The sequence below is a fragment of the Streptomyces sp. NPDC050504 genome (genome assembly GCF_044458065.1).
GTDB lineage: Bacteria > Actinomycetota > Actinomycetes > Streptomycetales > Streptomycetaceae > Streptomyces.
The window spans coordinates 43,469-61,173 of the sequence record NZ_JBITHO010000014.1; the positions used below are offsets into that span (position 1 = coordinate 43,469).

Annotated in this window: 18 protein-coding genes and 1 pseudogene; 7 read left to right on the plus strand and 12 right to left on the minus strand. The window is 68.0% G+C overall.

All coding sequences use genetic code 11. The annotated features are described in order from the left end of the window. Positions 1-158 precede the first annotated feature (158 nt). Together ACIBNE_RS37625 and ACIBNE_RS37630 are read left to right on the plus strand one after the other, a co-directional pair. Entirely contained in the window at positions 159-1,379 is a 1,221-nt protein-coding gene (locus ACIBNE_RS37625) for a Ca2+-dependent phosphoinositide-specific phospholipase C (protein WP_399279917.1), read from the plus strand. A gap of 374 nt (positions 1,380-1,753) precedes the next feature. Then, entirely contained in the window at positions 1,754-2,053 is a 300-nt protein-coding gene (locus ACIBNE_RS37630) for an ATP-binding protein (protein WP_399279919.1), read from the plus strand. Positions 2,054-2,217: 164 nt separating this feature from the next. Here ACIBNE_RS37630 and ACIBNE_RS37635 read toward each other — a convergent pair whose 3' ends face one another. The 3 genes from ACIBNE_RS37635 to ACIBNE_RS37645 are packed head-to-tail and all read right to left on the minus strand — an operon-like array spanning position 2,218 to position 4,644. After that, on the minus strand, positions 2,218-3,003 hold the full coding sequence (locus tag ACIBNE_RS37635) for a hypothetical protein (RefSeq protein ID WP_399279921.1): 786 nt from the start codon (positions 3,001-3,003) through the stop codon (positions 2,218-2,220). A 43-nt stretch (positions 3,004-3,046) separates the two neighbouring features. After that, the gene (locus ACIBNE_RS37640) at positions 3,047-3,700 is read right to left on the minus strand and encodes a transposase (protein WP_399279923.1); all 654 of its coding nucleotides are present in this window, start codon (positions 3,698-3,700) and stop codon (positions 3,047-3,049) included. Continuing rightward, positions 3,697-4,644: an ISL3 family transposase gene (locus ACIBNE_RS37645; RefSeq protein WP_399279925.1), complete on the minus strand. Its 948-nt coding sequence runs from the start codon at positions 4,642-4,644 to the stop codon at positions 3,697-3,699. Before ACIBNE_RS37645 ends, ACIBNE_RS37640 begins: the two co-directional genes overlap by 4 nt. A 226-nt stretch (positions 4,645-4,870) precedes the next feature. Between ACIBNE_RS37645 and ACIBNE_RS37650 the strand changes: the two genes are divergently transcribed. Next, the gene (locus ACIBNE_RS37650; RefSeq protein WP_399279927.1) at positions 4,871-5,407 is read left to right on the plus strand and encodes a hypothetical protein; all 537 of its coding nucleotides are present in this window, start codon (positions 4,871-4,873) and stop codon (positions 5,405-5,407) included. Here ACIBNE_RS37650 and ACIBNE_RS37655 read toward each other — a convergent pair. From ACIBNE_RS37655 to ACIBNE_RS37665, 3 genes and pseudogenes are all read right to left on the minus strand, one after another. Beyond that, positions 5,370-6,005: an IS5 family transposase gene (locus ACIBNE_RS37655; protein ID WP_399279929.1), complete on the minus strand. Its 636-nt coding sequence runs from the start codon at positions 6,003-6,005 to the stop codon at positions 5,370-5,372. The two genes, ACIBNE_RS37650 and ACIBNE_RS37655, sit on opposite strands and share 38 nt — an antisense overlap. Before the next feature lie 67 nt (positions 6,006-6,072). Continuing rightward, a pseudogene (locus ACIBNE_RS37660) lies at positions 6,073-6,153 on the minus strand (transposase); the annotation flags it as partial. Between the two features lie 265 nt (positions 6,154-6,418). Then, a complete protein-coding gene (locus ACIBNE_RS37665; protein ID WP_399279931.1) occupies positions 6,419-7,012 on the minus strand; it encodes a hypothetical protein in 594 nt (197 codons plus the stop codon). 47 nt (positions 7,013-7,059) lie between these two features. Here ACIBNE_RS37665 and ACIBNE_RS37670 point away from each other — a divergent pair, with 47 nt between their 5' ends. The 3 genes from ACIBNE_RS37670 (at position 7,060) to ACIBNE_RS37680 (ending at position 9,303) form a co-directional block, all read left to right on the plus strand. Further along, on the plus strand, positions 7,060-7,359 hold the full coding sequence (locus ACIBNE_RS37670) for a hypothetical protein (protein WP_399279933.1): 300 nt from the start codon (positions 7,060-7,062) through the stop codon (positions 7,357-7,359). A gap of 72 nt (positions 7,360-7,431) precedes the next feature. Beyond that, the gene (locus tag ACIBNE_RS37675; protein ID WP_399279935.1) at positions 7,432-7,989 is read left to right on the plus strand and encodes a hypothetical protein; all 558 of its coding nucleotides are present in this window, start codon (positions 7,432-7,434) and stop codon (positions 7,987-7,989) included. Positions 7,990-8,322: 333 nt separating this feature from the next. Further along, positions 8,323-9,303: a threonine/serine dehydratase gene (locus tag ACIBNE_RS37680; RefSeq protein ID WP_399279937.1), complete on the plus strand. Its 981-nt coding sequence runs from the start codon at positions 8,323-8,325 to the stop codon at positions 9,301-9,303. Between the two features lie 3 nt (positions 9,304-9,306). On the opposite strand, the gene ACIBNE_RS37685 is transcribed toward ACIBNE_RS37680, so the two are convergent. From ACIBNE_RS37685 to ACIBNE_RS37705, 5 genes are all read right to left on the minus strand, one after another. Then, positions 9,307-10,473 (minus strand): ISKra4 family transposase, encoded by a 1,167-nt coding sequence (locus tag ACIBNE_RS37685; RefSeq protein ID WP_399279939.1) that lies wholly within the window; start codon positions 10,471-10,473, stop codon positions 9,307-9,309. Between the two features lie 60 nt (positions 10,474-10,533). Continuing rightward, positions 10,534-11,256: a hypothetical protein gene (locus tag ACIBNE_RS37690; RefSeq protein ID WP_399279941.1), complete on the minus strand. Its 723-nt coding sequence runs from the start codon at positions 11,254-11,256 to the stop codon at positions 10,534-10,536. Further along, a complete protein-coding gene (locus tag ACIBNE_RS37695; protein WP_399279943.1) occupies positions 11,256-12,143 on the minus strand; it encodes a hypothetical protein in 888 nt (295 codons plus the stop codon). Before ACIBNE_RS37695 ends, ACIBNE_RS37690 begins: the two co-directional genes overlap by 1 nt. Positions 12,144-12,428: 285 nt before the next feature. Beyond that, positions 12,429-12,905 (minus strand): hypothetical protein, encoded by a 477-nt coding sequence (locus tag ACIBNE_RS37700; protein WP_399279945.1) that lies wholly within the window; start codon positions 12,903-12,905, stop codon positions 12,429-12,431. A 280-nt stretch (positions 12,906-13,185) separates the two neighbouring features. After that, positions 13,186-14,454, minus strand: coding sequence for a hypothetical protein (locus tag ACIBNE_RS37705; protein ID WP_399279947.1), 1,269 nt, complete (start codon positions 14,452-14,454; stop codon positions 13,186-13,188). A 577-nt stretch (positions 14,455-15,031) separates the two neighbouring features. Between ACIBNE_RS37705 and ACIBNE_RS37710 the strand changes: the two genes are divergently transcribed. Then, positions 15,032-15,601: an EF-hand domain-containing protein gene (locus ACIBNE_RS37710; RefSeq protein ID WP_399279949.1), complete on the plus strand. Its 570-nt coding sequence runs from the start codon at positions 15,032-15,034 to the stop codon at positions 15,599-15,601. Positions 15,602-16,894: 1,293 nt separating this feature from the next. Here ACIBNE_RS37710 and ACIBNE_RS37715 read toward each other — a convergent pair. Next, on the minus strand, positions 16,895-17,434 hold the full coding sequence (locus ACIBNE_RS37715) for a hypothetical protein (RefSeq protein ID WP_399279951.1): 540 nt from the start codon (positions 17,432-17,434) through the stop codon (positions 16,895-16,897). Positions 17,435-17,705: the final 271 nt, after the last annotated feature.

Genomic DNA, 17,705 nt, shown 5'->3' on the forward strand with positions numbered 1-17,705 from the left:
CCTTGAGACCGCCGCCGATCACCTTGCATGATCTTCAGGGGCACGGTGGCGCACGGAGCGGTGAACTCTTGCGCACGGCTCGGTACCTCCGTTGATCCCCTTCTGCGCACGCAGCTAGCGTCCGGGCTGCCTCACAAGCTGCGCACCATAGGAGAGACGTGAGCGTATTCCCCGTCCGGTTCCCGCGTCGGCATGCCGTCGCCGGCGCCGTAGCGGCACTGCTGGGCCTCGTGGTCTCACTGGGCCCTGTCCCGGCGAGCGCTGTCGCCGGGCCGGACAGCGCCCGGAAGCACCACAGCAAGCCCTACCCGCTGGACAACGCCCTCCGGATGAACCAGATCCAGGACATGGGCACCCACAACAGCTACAAGCCCGGTCCCGTACCTCAGGGCCTGCCTCCGTCGCTGGGCGCGCAGCTGCCCTTCCCTCTCGAAACGCTCCGGCAGTCGCTGGACCACCGGCACGCCACACTGACCAAGCAGATCGGGCAGCTGGGGGTGCGGCACGTCGAGCTGGACGTGCACGCCGACCCCCACGGAGGCCGGTACGTCGGCACCCCGATGCTGGCCGAGGTGGGCGGACCCACCCGGATGAAGGATCCGGACTGGCGCAAGCCGGGGCTGAAGGCCTTCCACATCGGGCAGATCGACCAGCGGACCACCTGCGTACTGTTCACCAAGTGCCTGGGAGAGCTCGCGAAGTGGTCGCGGAAAAACCCTGGCCACCTGCCGTTCATGGTGCTCGTGGAGATCAAGGACACCCCACCGGCCAAGCAGTGGGGCCCCGCGGACTACAACACCCTCGACCACGAGATCCGCTCGGTGCTCGGCGCCGACAAGCTCATCACCCCCGACGACGTCCAGGGCCGCTACCCGACCCTGGAGTCCGCGGTACGCGCCAACAAGTGGCCCAAACTCGCCGACAGCCGCGGCAAGTTCATGTTCGTCAGCTGCAACTGCCTGGCCAATGACCGCCACCGGATCGACTACCTGCGGCCGGACGGCAGCCTGCACGGCCGGGTGATGTTCCCGACCTCCAAGCCAGGCAACCCGGACGCGGCCGTCGTCCTCATGGAAGAGCCCGAGAAGGACCTGGCCCGGATCAAGGAACTGGTCGCGTCGGGCTACATGGTCCGCACCCGCTCGGACGCCAACACAGTGGAAGCGCGGACCGGCAGCACCGCCCGCAGAGACGCGGCCTTCGCTTCGGGCGCCCAGTTCGTCAGCACCGACTACCCCAGAGCCGACCCGCTGATCAACCCCTCCTTCGCCGTTCAGGTACCGGACGGAACACCGGCACGCTGCAACCCGGTCAACGCTCCGTCATTCTGCCAAGCGCTCGACATCGAGAACCCGCGCCATCTCAAGCGGTACCGCTGACCGGCCCGGTGACCGTGAAGCCAGCGCGCCGGGCGACTACGAGGGCGTGAGCGGTACGGGCCAGGCAGTTCAGATGGGCCCACGGGCCGCATTTCGCGATGACCGGGGCGCCGACCGATGCCAGGCTCCCGCTCACGCCCCGGGCCACCTGGCCACACATCTTGCGGAAGCCCACAACCACCGTCGTCCTCGCCCTGGCTCCTGCGCCCAGCTCGGCAGGCGCGGCTGGAAGAAGTAACCGGCATCCCGGCCGCGGTGACGGCTGCGGCCGGGATGCCAGCGCCGACCGGAATGTGCGGGTAGACGCAGTCGACCAGGTCGTACTCGGTGGCGTCATCGGCCCCGGAGCCGGGCACGGCGCAGTTCGGCCAGCGATGCTGGAGACCCTGGACGCCCGCCTCGCCCAGGCCCCCGGCGGAAAGCTCGGCCGCCTCGACTTCCTCCAGGCCCTCTGCCAAGACGAGATCATCCGACATGAGAGCCTCGCCTTCGAACGCCACCCGCGAAAGGTGAAGTTCGAGCAGCAAGTCGCCCTGAAGGGCTTCGACTTCAACGCGTCCCCCAAGCTCCCCGCCGCCCAGATCCGCGACCTGGCGGCCCTGCGCTGGCTCCACGCCTGCTCCGCCACCGCATCCTCCCCGGATAACAGCACTCTCCGTCGTCACCGGATGTGAGACGAGGCCGTTCGATGGACAGACCCGGCGGCATGCGTGTAGCTGTTGTCGTTCCGAATCTGAGGGCGGTTGGCTTCGCTCACGAGAACGGGCTCTGGTCCACTTGGTGTGGAGCGGCCACGCGGTGTGAGCAGCGGATGATTCAAAGCGATTTGGACCTTGAGTCAGAACGGCGGTTCTTCGCTATATCCGCCCCCTGCCCAGTTGCCGTCCCAAGAGGCACGAGCAGCTTGCAGCCTGGCATAGCGTTCGCGGGCTGCGATGTCCGACGCGTTCTCCAACTCGCCGGTGTTGTAACCCCACCCTTTCAGTGCGTCGAGAGCGCGGTTGCGATGGTGGCGGTCAGTGCTGGCTGCCAGCAGACGTCGTGCATGACCAACGATTTCGGCCTGGTGCTGGGTGAGAAAGGGGTGCTCTACCAGCGGAATGACAGCGATGAGCGCGGCGTGGCGGACGTCCGTGCTGTCATGGCCAAGGAGGGCCTGCACTTTGGGGAAGATCGCTGGCTTCGCTTCCCTGAACGCACGTATCTCCGCGCGGCATACCTCACTGTCGAGATGTTCGTCAGTGGCGGAGAACTCGTCGTCGGCATCCGCAGCGGTATCGCCGAGCCAGTCGAGAAGCCGCACGAGAGTTGAGGGCGTTGGGGCACCGTGGCCGCTGTCACCCGCCGTGACGGCCGGGTGGTCGAGAATCGCCGCAACGAAGAGTGCCACGGGCACCGTGGCTTCGTAGATGCTGTTCTGGTGAGTTACGGATCCCAACGCGGTGCGGAGTCCGGTCTCCCTGGCGACCGGATCCGAGCTGGTCAGGAGCGTCAGTGCCGCGGGCAGGGATTCACCTGTGCCGCCAGCCGTGGCCAGTGACGCCCAGTCCGTTCTGTCCAGCAGTTCGTTGAGAGGGAACTCAGTGGGGAAAGGCGGCTCGGTCTGTCTGGGGCGGGGGGGCACAGGCTGAGGCTAGTGCCTTGGCCAACCAGAGTTGTGCCTGGGCTTATGGGTAGAGCAGGACGCGTTTGCGGAGCAGTTCGAATCCTGCGCGCCCGAACATCTGACGCTTCAGCATCTTGATGCGGTTGACGTGTCCTTCCACGACGCCCGAGTTCCATGGCTGTGTGAGGCCCGCGGTGACGGCGTCAAGGTCTCGTTCGAGGTGCTGGGCGAACCTGCTGAGGCTGATCAGATCGGTCGTGGCCGTAGCCGAGGCGATCCATTCAGGCAGCTGCTCGCCTTGCAGCTGGGTGACCATGTGGGCGAAGGAGCGCACGTGCTCGGCAAGCGTTTTCAGTTCGGTGCAGCTCGCCAGTACGGCTTTGAGACGGAGTCTGTCGTTCTCGGCGAGGGCGTCCGGATGCGTGAGAATCCAGCGGGTAACGGCGCGAGCTGAGGGCGGTCGCGGCCCGACGGGCTGGGGCTTCCCGCGTAGCACCCGGCTGACGTAGGTACGGACGTTGGCGTAGCCATCCGGGTAGCCCTGCTCGCTGATCTCTTCCCAGAGCTTCCAGGCGTTGGTGCAGCCTTCCTGCCATCGTTGGTCGAGGTAGGGCTTGTAGGCGTCGAGTTTGGTCGCCCGGCTTTGCCACTGGCCGGTGAACATCTCCTCCGGGGTGGCCGCGCGGGAGAAACGCATGATGGTGTTGAGGGTCATCCCCAGCTGCCGGGGCACGGACCGTTTGCTGTGGCCGGCGGCCAGCAGCGCGTGGATGGTGGCGTGCTTGGCGCGGGTGCGTTCGCAAACCGGTGGCCTGTCGGCCAGGGAGACGACGCCGCAGGCTCAACTTCCTCCTGCTCCTGTCCTGGCGCTGCCGGGGTGAACCGGAGACAACTTCGGTGCCGATAAACGCACTTCTCCGCTGCCTCGCCCAGGTTATGCCAGAGGTGCCACCGGTCGGCAACCTGAAGGGCCTGCGGGGCTCCCCGCGTAGCGCCTTCGGCGAAGAAGACAGCCCGGTCACGGCAGACGATCTCGATGCCGGGCCGTTCGGCGAGCCAGGCCGCGAGGGTGCTGGCCTCCCGGTCGGGCAGGAGGTCCACTGGTCTACGTGTCTCGACGTCGACAAGCACAGTCCCGTAGATTCGGCCCCTGCGCTGGGCGTATTCATCAACGCCGACCACACGGGGTGGCTCGGTGACTGGGTCGGGCAGCGAGGCAATCAGCCTCAGCAGGGTGTTGCGGCTGACGGGTACTTCGAAGGCGTTGGCCATCCGTGCACCAGCCCGGCCCGCGAGCGCGAGACCGACCGATATCAGCGTGGAGCGCAGCCGTTCGGTCCGCCGACCGAACCGGCGGGTGAGTCCGGGTACCTGCTCGGCGAACGTTCTGCGCGAGCAGGACTCCTGTGCGCAGACGAAGCGGCGCACCCGCAAGGACACCACTACGAGCTTGCCGACCGCTGGCAGATCACGGAGGAATCTCAGGTAGGAGCCGTGTATCCGCTCTGACCAGCATCCGCAGTCCGGGCATGCCGCCCGCTCGGTGGTCGTCCGGGCCTCGACCTGGACGACCGTATCGGTCACGTGCACCAACACCACCGATACGCCGACGTCCGAGGAGAACAACAGCTCGTCCAGTTGCGGCAGCACTTCGTTCACAGCGAAGGACTGTCGACCACAAAGCTGTTCGGCCGGGCGATTTTCGGGCGACCTCAACGCGCACCACACGAAGATCAACAGTCACCGTGCGTACCCGCCCACACGAAGTGGACCAGAGCCACAACTCGCGAATAAAGCCAGGCGGTGTTTTCGCTGGTCAGGCATAGGGGCGGTGGATCGATGGGAGTGGTCGCGTGCTGTGTCGTCGCTTCCCGGGAGATTGCGGATGCCGTCGGCCGTCGGACTGGTGGAAGAGCACGAGCTCGCTGGTCGGCGTCGGGTTGACGGGTTGAGTGAGGAAGCCGATCGCATCCAGGCCGAGTTGGCCGCGGCTGCGCAGGAATGGCAGGAGTGGGTGATCGCTCGCAGGCGGGTGAGCACGGTCTTGGCTCCGCACGTCGGTGGCATCGATGACGCGGAGGCCGCCCCCGAGCCACGGGCCACGGACGCGCGCTCGGCGCCCGGCCAGGCGGCGAAACCGAAGTCGCAGGTGCCGGTGTGGCGTGAGGGATTGGCCTGGTCGGTGCTGTCGGTGGACTATCAGCGCATCCTTGAAGCCCTGGTGGAACGGCACCGGATACTTCAAAGGCCCCTGACCTGCCAGGAGTTGGCCACATTGTTCGGCCTGGACGTGATGTCGGCCAAAGTGGAGGCGCTGCAGCCGAAGGCGAAACGGCTGGCCGCACGGGGGTGGCTGGCCGAGCGGCAGCCAGGCCCCTTCGCCCTCACCCAGGGCCCGGCCACGCGAGGCGGCGCGTCATGAACAGGGTCATCGACCAGTAGACCATCGCTTCGGCGCTGGTGGTGCGGCGCTCGAAGTCGCGTGCCAGATGGCGGGTGTGCATCAGGTGGTCGAAGAACCGCTCGACGATCCACCGCTTGGGCCGCACCACGAAGCCGCGCATGTCGTCGCTGCGTCTGACGATCGCCAGGACCAGCCCGAGCGTGGCCAGGCAGTACTCGATGAGCGGGCCGCTGTGGCCGGCGTCGGCCCAGACCAGGGCGAGGCGGTGGTGCGCGTCGGCGGCCTGCGCACGCAGCACCTGGGCAGCGATGCGGTCGCCGGTGTCCGCGGCGGTAACCATCACGCCCAGCAGCAGGCCCAGGGCGTCGACCACGACAGGCCGCTTGCGGCCGTTGACCGGCTTGCCACCGTCAAAGCCACGGCTGTCCAAGCCGACGACGGCGTTCGCCTTGACGGACTGCGAGTCGATCACACCTTCACTCGGCTCCGTGTCGCGGCCCAGCCTCTCGCGGACCCTGGTGCGCAGCCGGTCGTGGAACTCCCTGACCGGCAAGCGGTCGCGCCAGCGGCGGAAAGACACGTAGACCCGGTCCCACGGCGGGAAGTCCACTGGCATAGCCACACTTGATGCCATTGTCGACGAGGTAACGGATCGCATCGAGCATCGCCCGGTGGCAGTACACCTCCGGCCGCCCGCGCCGGCCGCGCATCCAGCCCGGCACCGGCAGCAGTGGCCGGACCACGGCCCACTCCGCGTCCGTCATGTCCGAGGGATACCGCCGAACACGTTCCGGGTGATCGGCGGCGTTTCCAAACCGGTGAGCGACACAATCACACGTCGGTGCAGCCGAGTTGAACTCCACCGGCGCGAGCACGTACAACTGCGGCAACAGGGTCTCCTGGATCTCGGTCGGCTTCGCACCCCCGAGCTACCAGGAGGCGCTGCCTTCATCCCCGCAGCCAGGGGCGATCACCCGATCGAGCACCCCGTTCGACGTGCAGCCCTCAAGATCGGAACGACAACAGCTACTACGTGGCGGACGTGGCTGAGGGGCGCTGGATCTCCAGGACGACTGCCGTGCCAGCCACGGATTGGTCCTCGTGCATGGTGATCACCTGGCCAGGCCGAAGGTGCTGCCACTGCGAAGGGTCCAGGGGCGCGAGTCGTACCGAGGCATGTCCCCCGGGCTCCAGGAAGGGCGTGAACTCCACCCAGAGCCGGGCAATGTTGAGAGCCGGTTCGCCGGTCGCGGTCTGATGGCCGATGTTCCACATCGGTCGCAGGACGCCGGCGCCGGAGATGGGCGTCTGCCGTCGCGCTTCGCTGGCAGGGCGGAGGGTGAGGTCGGCTCGGAGGATCCCGTGGCGGGTCTCGAAGGCGCGCCAGTGGCACCAGGCTGCGCTCTTCTCCATCCTCATTTGTTCGGCAGCGGTGGCCAGGGCTTCCCAGAAGCTGAGCGGAAGCGGACGGACGTCACCAAGTTCTTCCAGTAGATCGAGCGCCACTTCCCACTCGTCGTGAACGAGGTACTCCCAGACGTCGCTCACCGTGATGTCGTTCTCAGTGGCGATCTTCTCGGGAACCAGCAGGGAAGCGGCTTCCAGCAGCTTGGGGACGTCCATGCCCTGATTCTGGACCACGGTCTCCTGGCCGAAGCAGGAGGTACCCGATGACCTCCATCGAGCAGATCGAGACCCTGGCGACCTTCGGGGCGGTGGGGGCGGTTCTCTCCGTCGGTCACAGCCTCGCGGACCACGTGATCAGGCAGACCGATCGCCAGGCCACAGGCATGGCGGCGCCGTCGGCGGCCGAGGTCGCCGACGGCGTGAACCCGCGGCGGGGCTGGGGCGCGTGTCTGGGACACTGCATTTCTGTCTGGTTGGCCGCGTATCGAGCTATCGGTCAGCCGGTGTTGTCCCCGATCAAAGACACTGTGACCAGACGGATCCCTGCGCGACAGCTGTCGTAGACGGTGCTGGACTACGGCGTAGAGTGGCCCGAGGCTCGGTTGTTTGGGCCTCCAAGGAGACGGGGGCTCTCGATGGGCATGAGCACGGCGGCCAGGACCGAATGGTGGGAGAGTCTGCCTGCCGGGATCCGCGACGAGATCGACGGACACATCCTTAAGGACTCCCTTCTCGGGGCCGTGCGTGTCATCGTCGCCATCGGCCTCGTTCCTCATGGCATCGGCGTCGGTACCGCTCAGCTGATCGCCCATGACCGCTATCTCCACTACGGGGACCGGATTGCACGCGAGCCGGAGAGCCCCCTCGATCTGGAGTCGTTGGCCTATAGGGCGGCCGGGTGCGAGGGCCGCATAGTGGCGATCGAGGCGATCTGGGATGGTGACACCGTCCACGACTGGTTCGTACGGCTGCTGGCCATCACCGCCGACCCGGCGGGAGAAGCCCACATGGCCACCGTCTACTGGTCAACGGCCAAGCGTTACCTAGGCGAGGATGCGGAGGGCGATCCGCGCCACCCCGTAGCTGCAGCTGCCGAACGGGTGGGGCGTGCCCTTGCTGAGCACCTCTCTGTTCCGTTCCACTTCGCCAGCCCGGACACACCCGATGATGAGGCCCCGCGATGGCAGCCCTGAGCGACGATCGGCTCGGACGGTCCTGGTAGCTCAGGGAATTCGCCCCGCGGGAGAACACGCGGTGTGTGCTCTTCGCCGAAGGAGGGCCGGCTCCGTCACACCGTCTCGGCGCTGCCCACCGGGATCCCGCCGCAGTGTGCCATCGCACCAGCGAGTCTGACTCCCGCCGCCACTGACTGATTCGACATCGCCAGAGAATACCCGTGGCGATCCTCCACGCCTGTTCCACCGCCTCAGCCCACACCACGCTCATGCGGGTACGTGTACCCGATGAGCCGGAACCCAGCCCGCGGCCATCGTCTCCAGCGGCTGACAGCGCTAGGCTGCTGCGTCATGCGGGAGACGCGGCTCGATACTGCTCGGATCCGGGAAGCTCGCCGGGTAATCGACCCGATCTTTCTCGATACTCCGCTGTACCGCTGTGAGGCGCTGGAGCCCGGCCTCGGGTGCACGGTGAGCATCAAGCTCGAAACGGCGAACCCGGTCCGCAGTTTCAAGGCCCGTGGCACTGAGATTGCCGCGAGCCTGCTTGCCGACAGCGGCTCGCGAGCCGTGGTGTGCGCCAGCGCGGGCAACCTTGGCCAGGCCCTCGCGTGGTCGGGTCGCGGCCGGGGGCTCGACGTGACCGTCGTGGCGTCCCGCTTTGCGACGGTGGCCAAGCTTGACCGTATCCGCGCCTTGGGCGCCCGGTTGGAGCTGGTGGACGGCGACCACGAGATGGCTCGCGAGCGGGCGGCGGCCATCGCGCGGTACGACGGCATCCGGCTGCTCGAAGACAGTCTGGACATCGAGACCTGCGAGGGCGCGGCAACCATCGGCTTGGAACTGGTGGGCACCGTGCCGTCGTTCGACACCGTCCTGATCGCTCTCGGCGGTGGGGCGTTAGCCACCGGCGTGGGTCATGTGGTGAAGGACCTGGCACCCGAGGTCGAGGTGATCTGCGTCCAGCCGGCGGGCGCACCGGCGCTGACACGCTCGTGGCGCGAGCGACGTGTCGTCACCACCGACTCCACCGACACCATCGCCGACGGTGTCGCCGGACGGTACCCGATTCCGGCCGTCCTGGACGACCTCCTCATGGTCGCTGACGACGCGGTCCTGGTCCAAGAAACGTCGATCATCTCGGGCATGCGGATGCTCCTGGCCCACGCCGGCCTCGTCGTCGAACCGTCCGCAGCGCTCGGCCTCGCGGCGGTCCTCGAAGACCCTGCCCGCTTCGCCGGGCGGCACGTGGTGACCATCGTGTGCGGCAGCAACGTCGACGCAGACAACTATCACCGCTGGGTCGGTGCGGCTCCCCTCCACCGGTCTTGATGCTCAGGTCAGGAGTTCGCAGCTGTGCCGGTTGGACCGGGGGCAGAGGCATTCGCGTTCTCTGCGGGTGTGGAAGGTCCAGTACTGCGGGAAGTCGCCGTTGCTGATGTGGGCCCGGAGGGTCAGGACGGCTTCGGTACCGAGGGCGCTCCACCGGCTGCCGGTGATTTCGAGACGGTCGGCCACCAGGTGACGTGCTGCTCCTTCGACGATGCCGCTGGCGGTCGGCCATCCGGCCGCGAGGACCTGGCCGTAGTGGAGATCGGCGGCGTTGTTCTCCAGGTAGCGGCAGGTCCTGTCCGCCGCGGTCCGTTGATCTGGTGACAGGCCCAGCCGGTCGGCTTGGCTGCGGATGCCGGCGACGGCGCCAAGGGCATCGCCTGCCAGGATCCGGGCGAACCTGGTGCCGACCCAGGTCCCGGCGTCCGGATCGGTGGCGGTGTGGAAACACCGCGAGGCCACCCAGAGCTTCTCGATGACGTGGACGGTGTCAAGGATGACATGGATGGTGACGCCTCGTCGGGCGGCCTCGGCATGGATCAACTCGATCTGGTGCTCGGCGCCGTCGACCAGGGCCACCCAGCACCGGTGGTGCTGCGGATCACGAGCTTCTGCCTGGTCGAACGCGGCGGCGATGACGTGGTCCGCGTCGTGTTGAACCAAGGCGGTGAGCCACTTCGTACGGGCCTTGGGGCCCTTGCCCGGAGTACGGCGGGTGGTGCGGCCTTGGGGCGAGGCGATGATGTCGTGCCCCCGGCGCGGAACCGTATCCGCGTCGTGGACGACAGCCAGCGTGGCCATCCACTTACGGCAGGTCTTCTCTCCGGCGGACAGGCGGGTGCGGAAGGTGCGCGTCGCACGCTCCGCCGCCTTCCGCGTCGCCTCCCGCAGATGGCCTGAGCGCATCATGATCCCCTTGCCGTCGACGCTGAGCACCAGCAGCGTCGTGCTTGCCGCCGGGGCAGGGGTGCGGGCGGAATAGAAGGCGGCGATGTCCACCGCAGCCGCACGCACGAGCTGTTCGGCCTGGCGTTTACCCACCGTCCGCGTCCCGCAGCGGCGTTCGATCGCCTCCAGGACTTGGTCGTAGGAGCCGCTCAGCCATTGCCGGCTTGCACGCGGGCCTGTTCCCTGGCCTTGCGTATCACCGCCGCCCTGCTCACCGATCAACTCCGCAGGAGGTGCCGCACCGGACCGGAGAATGACAACCGAGCCGTACTGTGGGTGGGTTCACCACAGCCTGCCCCGACGCCTCGGGGCGAAGGGACCAACCCCGAGGTTGCGCCCGACGTCACGCATGTGCTCGAACCGCCAGCTCGTCGCCATGTACCACTGGCCCAGGATGGCAATCGTGACCAGTGCGCCGACGGTGCACACCGCGATCGTTTCGAACGTCCCGCCTTGCAGGTACACCCACACCCCGAGGCCGACTACCACAAAGAGCCACCCCTTCAGCCACACGAAGTAGGTGTGGGCGCGGGCGAAGGCGAGCTGATGGACGGCCAGTACTCCTAGCGCGACGCCCCAGTGCCAGCTCTCGGTGACGGCCAGCCACCCGAGCAGGCAGAACGATCCGAGGAAGAAGCAGAGAAAGCAGAGCGACCGCACCAGGAAGGCAAGCAGCGCGCGGCGCGCCATGACGTCCTTGGACTGCGGGTGCTTCTTCGGCCACAGTGGATAGGTCACCGACCACCTGACCGGCTGGAACAGCGCGGGCTTCGTCTCCTCTTCGTCAGTGGCGGAGTTGTAGACGATGACCTCATACCCGTCGCTCTTCTGCCAGCTGAAGACCGCGGTCGGAGGCGCCGCGTTCAGGTAGTGGATGATCCGGGCTGTGCCCTGTATCTCACGGGGATTGCCCTGGGTGACGAGAAACATCCCGAAGGTGCCGATGAAGATGGTCCTCGCCGTGAGCCACGCCGCGCTGAACACGAGGTCGAGTGAGGTGTCCATCAGCCGAGCAGCCCCTCGACCAGATCCAGCAGGTCCATCGTCGCCTCGAACGGGTCGCTCGCGTCGGCGGGCAGGCCGGTGACCACATCGCCGATGATTCGGGCGGCCAGTGAATCACGGCCCCTCAAGGCTTCCGACAGTGCGGCGCCACCCGCGATGGCGAGCGCCCACGCGGCGACCTTCTTGCTTTCTTGTCGTCCGGTGGGCGGGGCAGGCAGACCACCCGCAATCGCCATCGCTGTCAGCAGCATGCCACCACGGCGGGGGTCGGCCAGGTCGTCGAACAACGTCGCCATCGCCGACGAGAACGACTTGTTGGCCACGGCGCGGGCGAACGTCTCGGCGCGGGGCTTTCGCTCGTCTCGCGCGCGTTCCACGAGCGCCGCGAGCCGAGGTGAAGTGATCTGGGCGAGTTCGCCCTGCCAGCCTGATGGCAGCTTCTTGGCGGTGACCACCGGCCACAGCGAGAAGACGATCAGGTCGAGGAGGATCTGCTCGGGCACCGGCTCCTTCGGTGGAGCGCCGGGGTGGGCCAGGTAGCCGATGATGCCGGCGACGACGAGGCGCCGGACTGCGTCCTTGCGCCGCTCGTTCGCGGGACCAGAGTCGTCCAGTCCGGTCCGTACGAAGTCAATCTGCCGGATGTGCGCGGCACCCGCCCGGTCGCCGGTGTCCTCGACCATCGTGCGGTAGTCCGCCGCGATACGGTCGACCCACAACCGCAGCGCGAGCAGGTCCAGCGGTCGGCGGTCGTCCCTGTAGTGATGATGGATCTGTCCGGCGAACGTGCCGGACTGCACCACCGGGCCGAAGACAACGGCGCCGCCGGTGATCTGATTGCGCACCACTTCGGGCTTCGGGGTCACCTCGTCGGCGCCACCACCCATCCCTCACCCCTCGACACAGGCTCGACCCGACCAAGGTAGCCAATGAGGGACCGTCGGCGGAATCCGAACACCGAAATCCGGCCCGCGGTACGACACGGCCGCGTGGTGCCGACGGCAGCCATGCAGGCAGCGTGTCACTGGATCCGGACATCCCGCACCGAAGATCGTTGTTCGTCAGATCGTTGTTCGTCCCGCGCGGTACGCAGGTGGCCGGTAGCCTCGCTTGGCGCCGAGGGGGCGCTGGGAGGGGTACGGGGTGGGGCGGGGGAGTCACGTCGGGCCGTACTACTGCGTGTAGTCCTCGCCCACTTCACGTGTGTCGGGGTCGTCGCTGGCCAGTGCACGGGCGGTGAGCCGGCCGAGGAGTTCCCTTGCCTCGATGTGGAAGAGGAGTTCGGCGTAGCGCAGGTACTCCTCGCCGTCGGCTGAGTCGAGCCGTTCCAGAATGAGGGGTTCGAGCACGGGCAGCAGACGTTCGCTCGGAATGGCGTTGATGGCCTGTCGGGCAAAGCGGGCGTAGCGGTGGGACCTCGTCCACTCCACCAGCTCTGGGAGAAGGGCCAACCCAACGCTTCCGTCCCCTGAGCGCGCTTCGAGGAAGTCGAGTGCGGCTATTGCTCTAGGCCCACTGCCCAGTGCGGCTCTGAGGATCTCGGTCCGGTCCTTGGCATGCTCGTCGAACTCGGCTCGGTAGCGACTCATTTCCGAGTGGGCGTCCTCATACGCCTGCCAGAGATCACGATCAGACGGCGAAGTACTCATCGGCTGTTCCTCCAACAGATGCGCGGGGACGGTGCCAGACGCCGACCCTAACGCTGACCAACGCCGCCAGCATCGCCATTCGACACGTTCAGTCCGGCGCGCCTCACAGGCGAGTAAGGCCGCAGGGCGAAGGCGCCGCTCCCTTGCTCTCCCCCGTCCTGGTGGCGGCGCCGGAGCCGCAACTCCCGCTCCCGGTCGCGTCGCCAGCTGGCGGGGAGCGCCATTCGAACCATGCGGTGTTCCCGGCCCCCGAGCAGCTGACAGGTACAGGCGGAAACGTTCAGCGGCCGTCGCGGCGCCATTCGTAACGCCACACCGCGTCGAGGCAGCCATCCTCTTCCAGAGAACCGCGCTGCGGCGGGCCGAGAAGGCGTGCTGCTTCCACGCACCGTTCGTCGTCGTGGAGAGCAAGCCCGTAGACGGCAGCCAGCTGGACCAGACGGTCCGTATCGTCGAGCACAGCTGCCATGGCGTCCGCGAACACGGCATCGTGGTCCCTGCCCTCGGCAACCACGCGGCAGGCGGTCTTCCGAACCATCGCGTCCGGATCGGCCATCAGCCCCAGCAACGCCGTGCGAGCATCGTCGGAAAAGGCCGGTGGCGAGAACAAGGCGCTGAGCCCTTGCGCCACCGCACACCGTACCCGGGCATCTGAATGGCCGGCGTGGGGCAGAAGGGCCGCCTCCGCGCGTGGATCGCTGTGTTCTCCAAGGGCGACCAGCACCTCGGTGAGGACGGCGACGTCCGTCTCGGCGGCCGCCCAGCCGGTGAAGAGGTCCAGAGCGGGACCAGCGAACGCGTCCTCGTCGCTGTCGTCGAACAGATGAATAAGGCGGAGCACCTCGGCACCGAACAATCGGCGGGACGGGTCCGGGCTCGTACGCAGTACCGCCGCAGCAGTCCAGGTCGCCTCCTCTCGCCGTCCACCCAACTGGAGGGTGGCACGGCTCCACGTTGCATGGTCCTGCTGATCGACCTGGGCCAACGCGCGGTCCATCAGCTCCTCAAACGAGGTTCGTACACCGAGCAGTTCCTCGACGTACGTGAGGATCGCCCCATGACCGTCCCTCGCAGTCGTACCACCAAGGGTGAGCTCGACGACGCTGTCGTAGTCGCCGTCCTGAACCCGCTTACGGACGACAGCGTCCCGGGATCCGGTACGGCGTCGCAGCTCGGCCTCGACACCCGTCCCGTGCCAGCGGCGCGCGGGGTCCCGGGCCTCCAGGAGTTCGCTCTCGGGATACCTGCCGCGGATCTCGTGGTCCAGGAGCGCCTCGAACAGAGCGGGCGACCCCGAGTCGACCGCCTCGCTCAGGGGGATGAGGTCATCGGGGTGGCTCTGGCCTGAATCCGCACCGTACTGGAGCAGCAGTTGGGCGATGCGCCCGGCGTGCATCCGGACGGCCAGACAGAACGCGGCGTCCAGGCATTCGGAGTCGCTGTGCTCGTGAAGGAGGATCCTCACCAGATCCGTGTCTCCAGCCTGGACCGCGGAAATCAGGGAGGACTGGCCGTCCACCGCATTGCTCGTCCCCGTACCCACGCCCATGATCCTGTTCCCCCGTAGCGTTCTCGCAGCTCAGTGTAGATCTGCCGAAATCGGCCCACCGGGGCGGATAACAGCCGCACGGTCTGGCGCACTTGCATGACGACCGAATCAGGGCCGGACGTGGAGGCCCGTCGACAAGGGCACGCTGGCGCGCTTGGAGGACGGGCGCGGGCAGGTCACCCGGGCTCGGGCCCGGATTGCTCCGGGTGCACCCGCGGCACGCGCGGGTCCCCCGCCCAGGGCAACGGCCTTCATCCGGCCCGGTCGGTAGGAGCGGTCGGGAGACCGCCGCCGGATACGCGGCCCTCTTCACGAAGTGGTCCCATTTCAGGTCGCCTCGGTGGGGCCTGCTGGAGACGTCGCAGCCACTCACCACCAAGCGGCGGGCCGAACTAAGAACAGCTCTGAATGCGCTCGTGACGGTGGTGGGGCAAGGCCTGTGTTCCTGGTGTGGGAAGTGGAGGCCAGCTCCGGGACGTCGACACCGTAACCCTATGGTCATCTTGTCGTTTTTACGGGTGTGGGGTGCGTAGGGGTGCCCTGCCGTGTGGGATGTGCGGGCCGGTGAGGAGTGGTGATGGACAGTCGGGAGTTTCTGACCGCGAAGTTCGAGAAGGGCTTCGGCCACCTGGATGTGGACGGTGATGGCGAGCTCACCGAGGACGACCATGTGGAGATGGGCCGGCGAGTGGCCGTCTCGCTGGGGTACGGGCAGGACTCCGCGGAGGCGGAGCGGATCACCGGGGCCTACCTGCGGATCTGGCGGGAGGTGCACCTGCCGTTCGTTGCGGCCGGTGCCGCGGGGATCTCCAGGAGCCAGTTCATCGCCTCGTGCCACGATCTCGCGCGGGACCCGCAGACCGCCCGGACGGTTCTGGGGCAGGTCGCCGAGACCTACCTGGAGATCGCCGACCTCGACAGGGACGGACAGATCAGCCCGGGTGAGTTCTTCGCGTTCCAGCGCGGGCACTTCCCCGGCCTCACCCGGGAGGAGGCCGACGAGGCGTTCGCCCGCCTCGATGCCGACGGCAACGGCACCCTGTCACCTGCCGAGTTCACCGGCGCGCTCGTCGACTACTGGATCAGCACCGACCCCGGCGACAACGGGAACTGGTGGATGGGGCCGCTGGACCTCCCCCGCACCTGAACCCGCACCCACACGGTGCCGGCCGGTCCGGGCAGGTACTGGCGACGGTGGCGGGAAAAGGGTCGGTCGTGATCGCGCTTACCGCCTCCGAGGTGCGCGACGTGAAGGTGGGGAGCGCGTTGCGACCGACACCGGATGGCACTTGCGTAATCCCGGTTGGGGCAGCGTTCCCGACACCGGCTGGGGTCACGTACCGGCTCCCCGCTGACCCGCACCGGACCATGCCGCTGCACCCCGGTCCCGCCCTCCACGGCGGCCGGGGCGCAGTGCCGTCCGGACCTCTGGCCGCGTCAGCGGGACGCTGACAGTGAGGACTTGGTTCAGGCGTCTTCGCCGCGCATCTCGTCCAGAACTGCCTCGGGGACCCTCTCGCCGGGCGGGACGTACGACCCGTACGACATCGCCGCCTGCTTCCAGGCGGTCCTTCTCCTGCTCCGCGGCCGCGGCCGCGTCGTTGCAGGAGACAGCGGACTCGTGTCCGCGGCTGTCGGGGCTGCGTCCGACGATCCGGAGGTTGTCCACGGCAGTGGGCTTTATGACGACCTCCTGGGGAAGGCGGCGCCCCCGGTGGCGGCCGATTTTGGTATCACGCCTGCCACCCGCCGCTGACAACGCCACACCGGGCGCGACGCGGACGCCCATTCCGGTTTGCAGGCATACACAACCTGCCCTGCTTTTCTGCTAGTTGATAGCTTCGCTGCATGTGTCATGGTCTCGGGCACAGGTCGGCCTGCCGAGTACCGGTGACGGGAAGGGGCGGCATGACCGGCATGGACGGTTTCTCGCCGGATCTGGCGACGCTGCTGGCGGGGGGCGCAGGGGGCGGGGGCCGATGCGGTCGCCGCAGGACCGGCGCGGGAGGCAGCCCAGCAGAAGGCCGAGGGCCTGGCCCTGGACGAGGCCCGCGCGGCGTGGGCGGCGGAGCGGGAGTGGGTGGGGCGCGTCGCACCAACGTCAGAGTCGGCCCGTACGGTCGCCCGGCGGGAGCGGGACGCTGCCTGGCAGCATGAGCAGCGGGACCGGGTTGACGAGCTCCACGCGACGCTGTGGCTGTCCGGGCTGGCAGGGCGACGGGGGCGGGCGCTCGCGGCGCGGCACGGGGTCAGTGTGGAACGGCTGCTGTGTCTCCTCGCCGAGCACACTGAGACCGGCGAGGACAGCACGGTCACTGTGGCACCGTTCCGACCCGCACCCTGACCCGCGTGTCCTCGCGCGGCGAGAAGAGGGTCATCGGCGCGTTCGGAGGCGTTGCCAGGGTCTTCCCCGGTTCTGTTGGCGGTGCTGTCGGCGTCTTCAGTGGGCGAGGTCGAGGAGGGCCCAGCGGCGGTTGCCGGGTTCGTCGCGTTCGGTCTCGGTGCCGCAGGAGAGCGCGCCGAGCGCGTGGAGCCGGGTGAGGAGGTCCGGGGCGGGGGCGGGGGCCGGTCCGTCCTGGTGGGAGAGGACCAGGACCAGGGCTGTGTCGTCCTGGTCTGCCACGTGCACCGTGATCTTCTTGCCCCCGTCGCTGAGGGCGGCCAGGGCCAGTTCGCGGGTCACGGCGGTGCAGGTGTCCTGCTGGGACGTGGTGCCGGTGTGCCCCCAGGTGGCGAGTTGGTCCACGACGTGCCGGGCGGCCTTCTTCGGGGACCAGGGGGCGTTCTCCAGCACCCAGGAGGCAGCGCGGCGGTTACTGATGACGGCGGCCGGGCGGCGTAAGGCCAGGGCCGTCTTCTTCGGTGTCGGCGTGGTGTCCGGCTCCGGGCGTTGCGGTGCGACCGGCCGCTTGGGCGGCGGCGGTGTTCTGGGCGGGTAGTCAGGGTGATGCAGTCCGGCATCCACTGGCTCCACCTCCATCACGCGTGACGCTACCCGCATTCCGCGGCTCACGTGCCCAGGTCACCGCGATCCGTTGCGGGAGGATCCTTCCGCGAAGGGCGGCATCCCGTCCGCGGGGATCAGACCGTTGCCGCCCGCCCGCGGCTGCGGCTGCGGCTGCGGCCAACCCTGATGACCGGGCCGCCGGGACTGGGAGACGCTGGCGAGGGCGCCGTGGCGGTGGGATCCAGAATGCGGCGGGCCGGGTCTGGACAATCTCGGTATGCGCCTGCATGAAGTGACCTCGCGT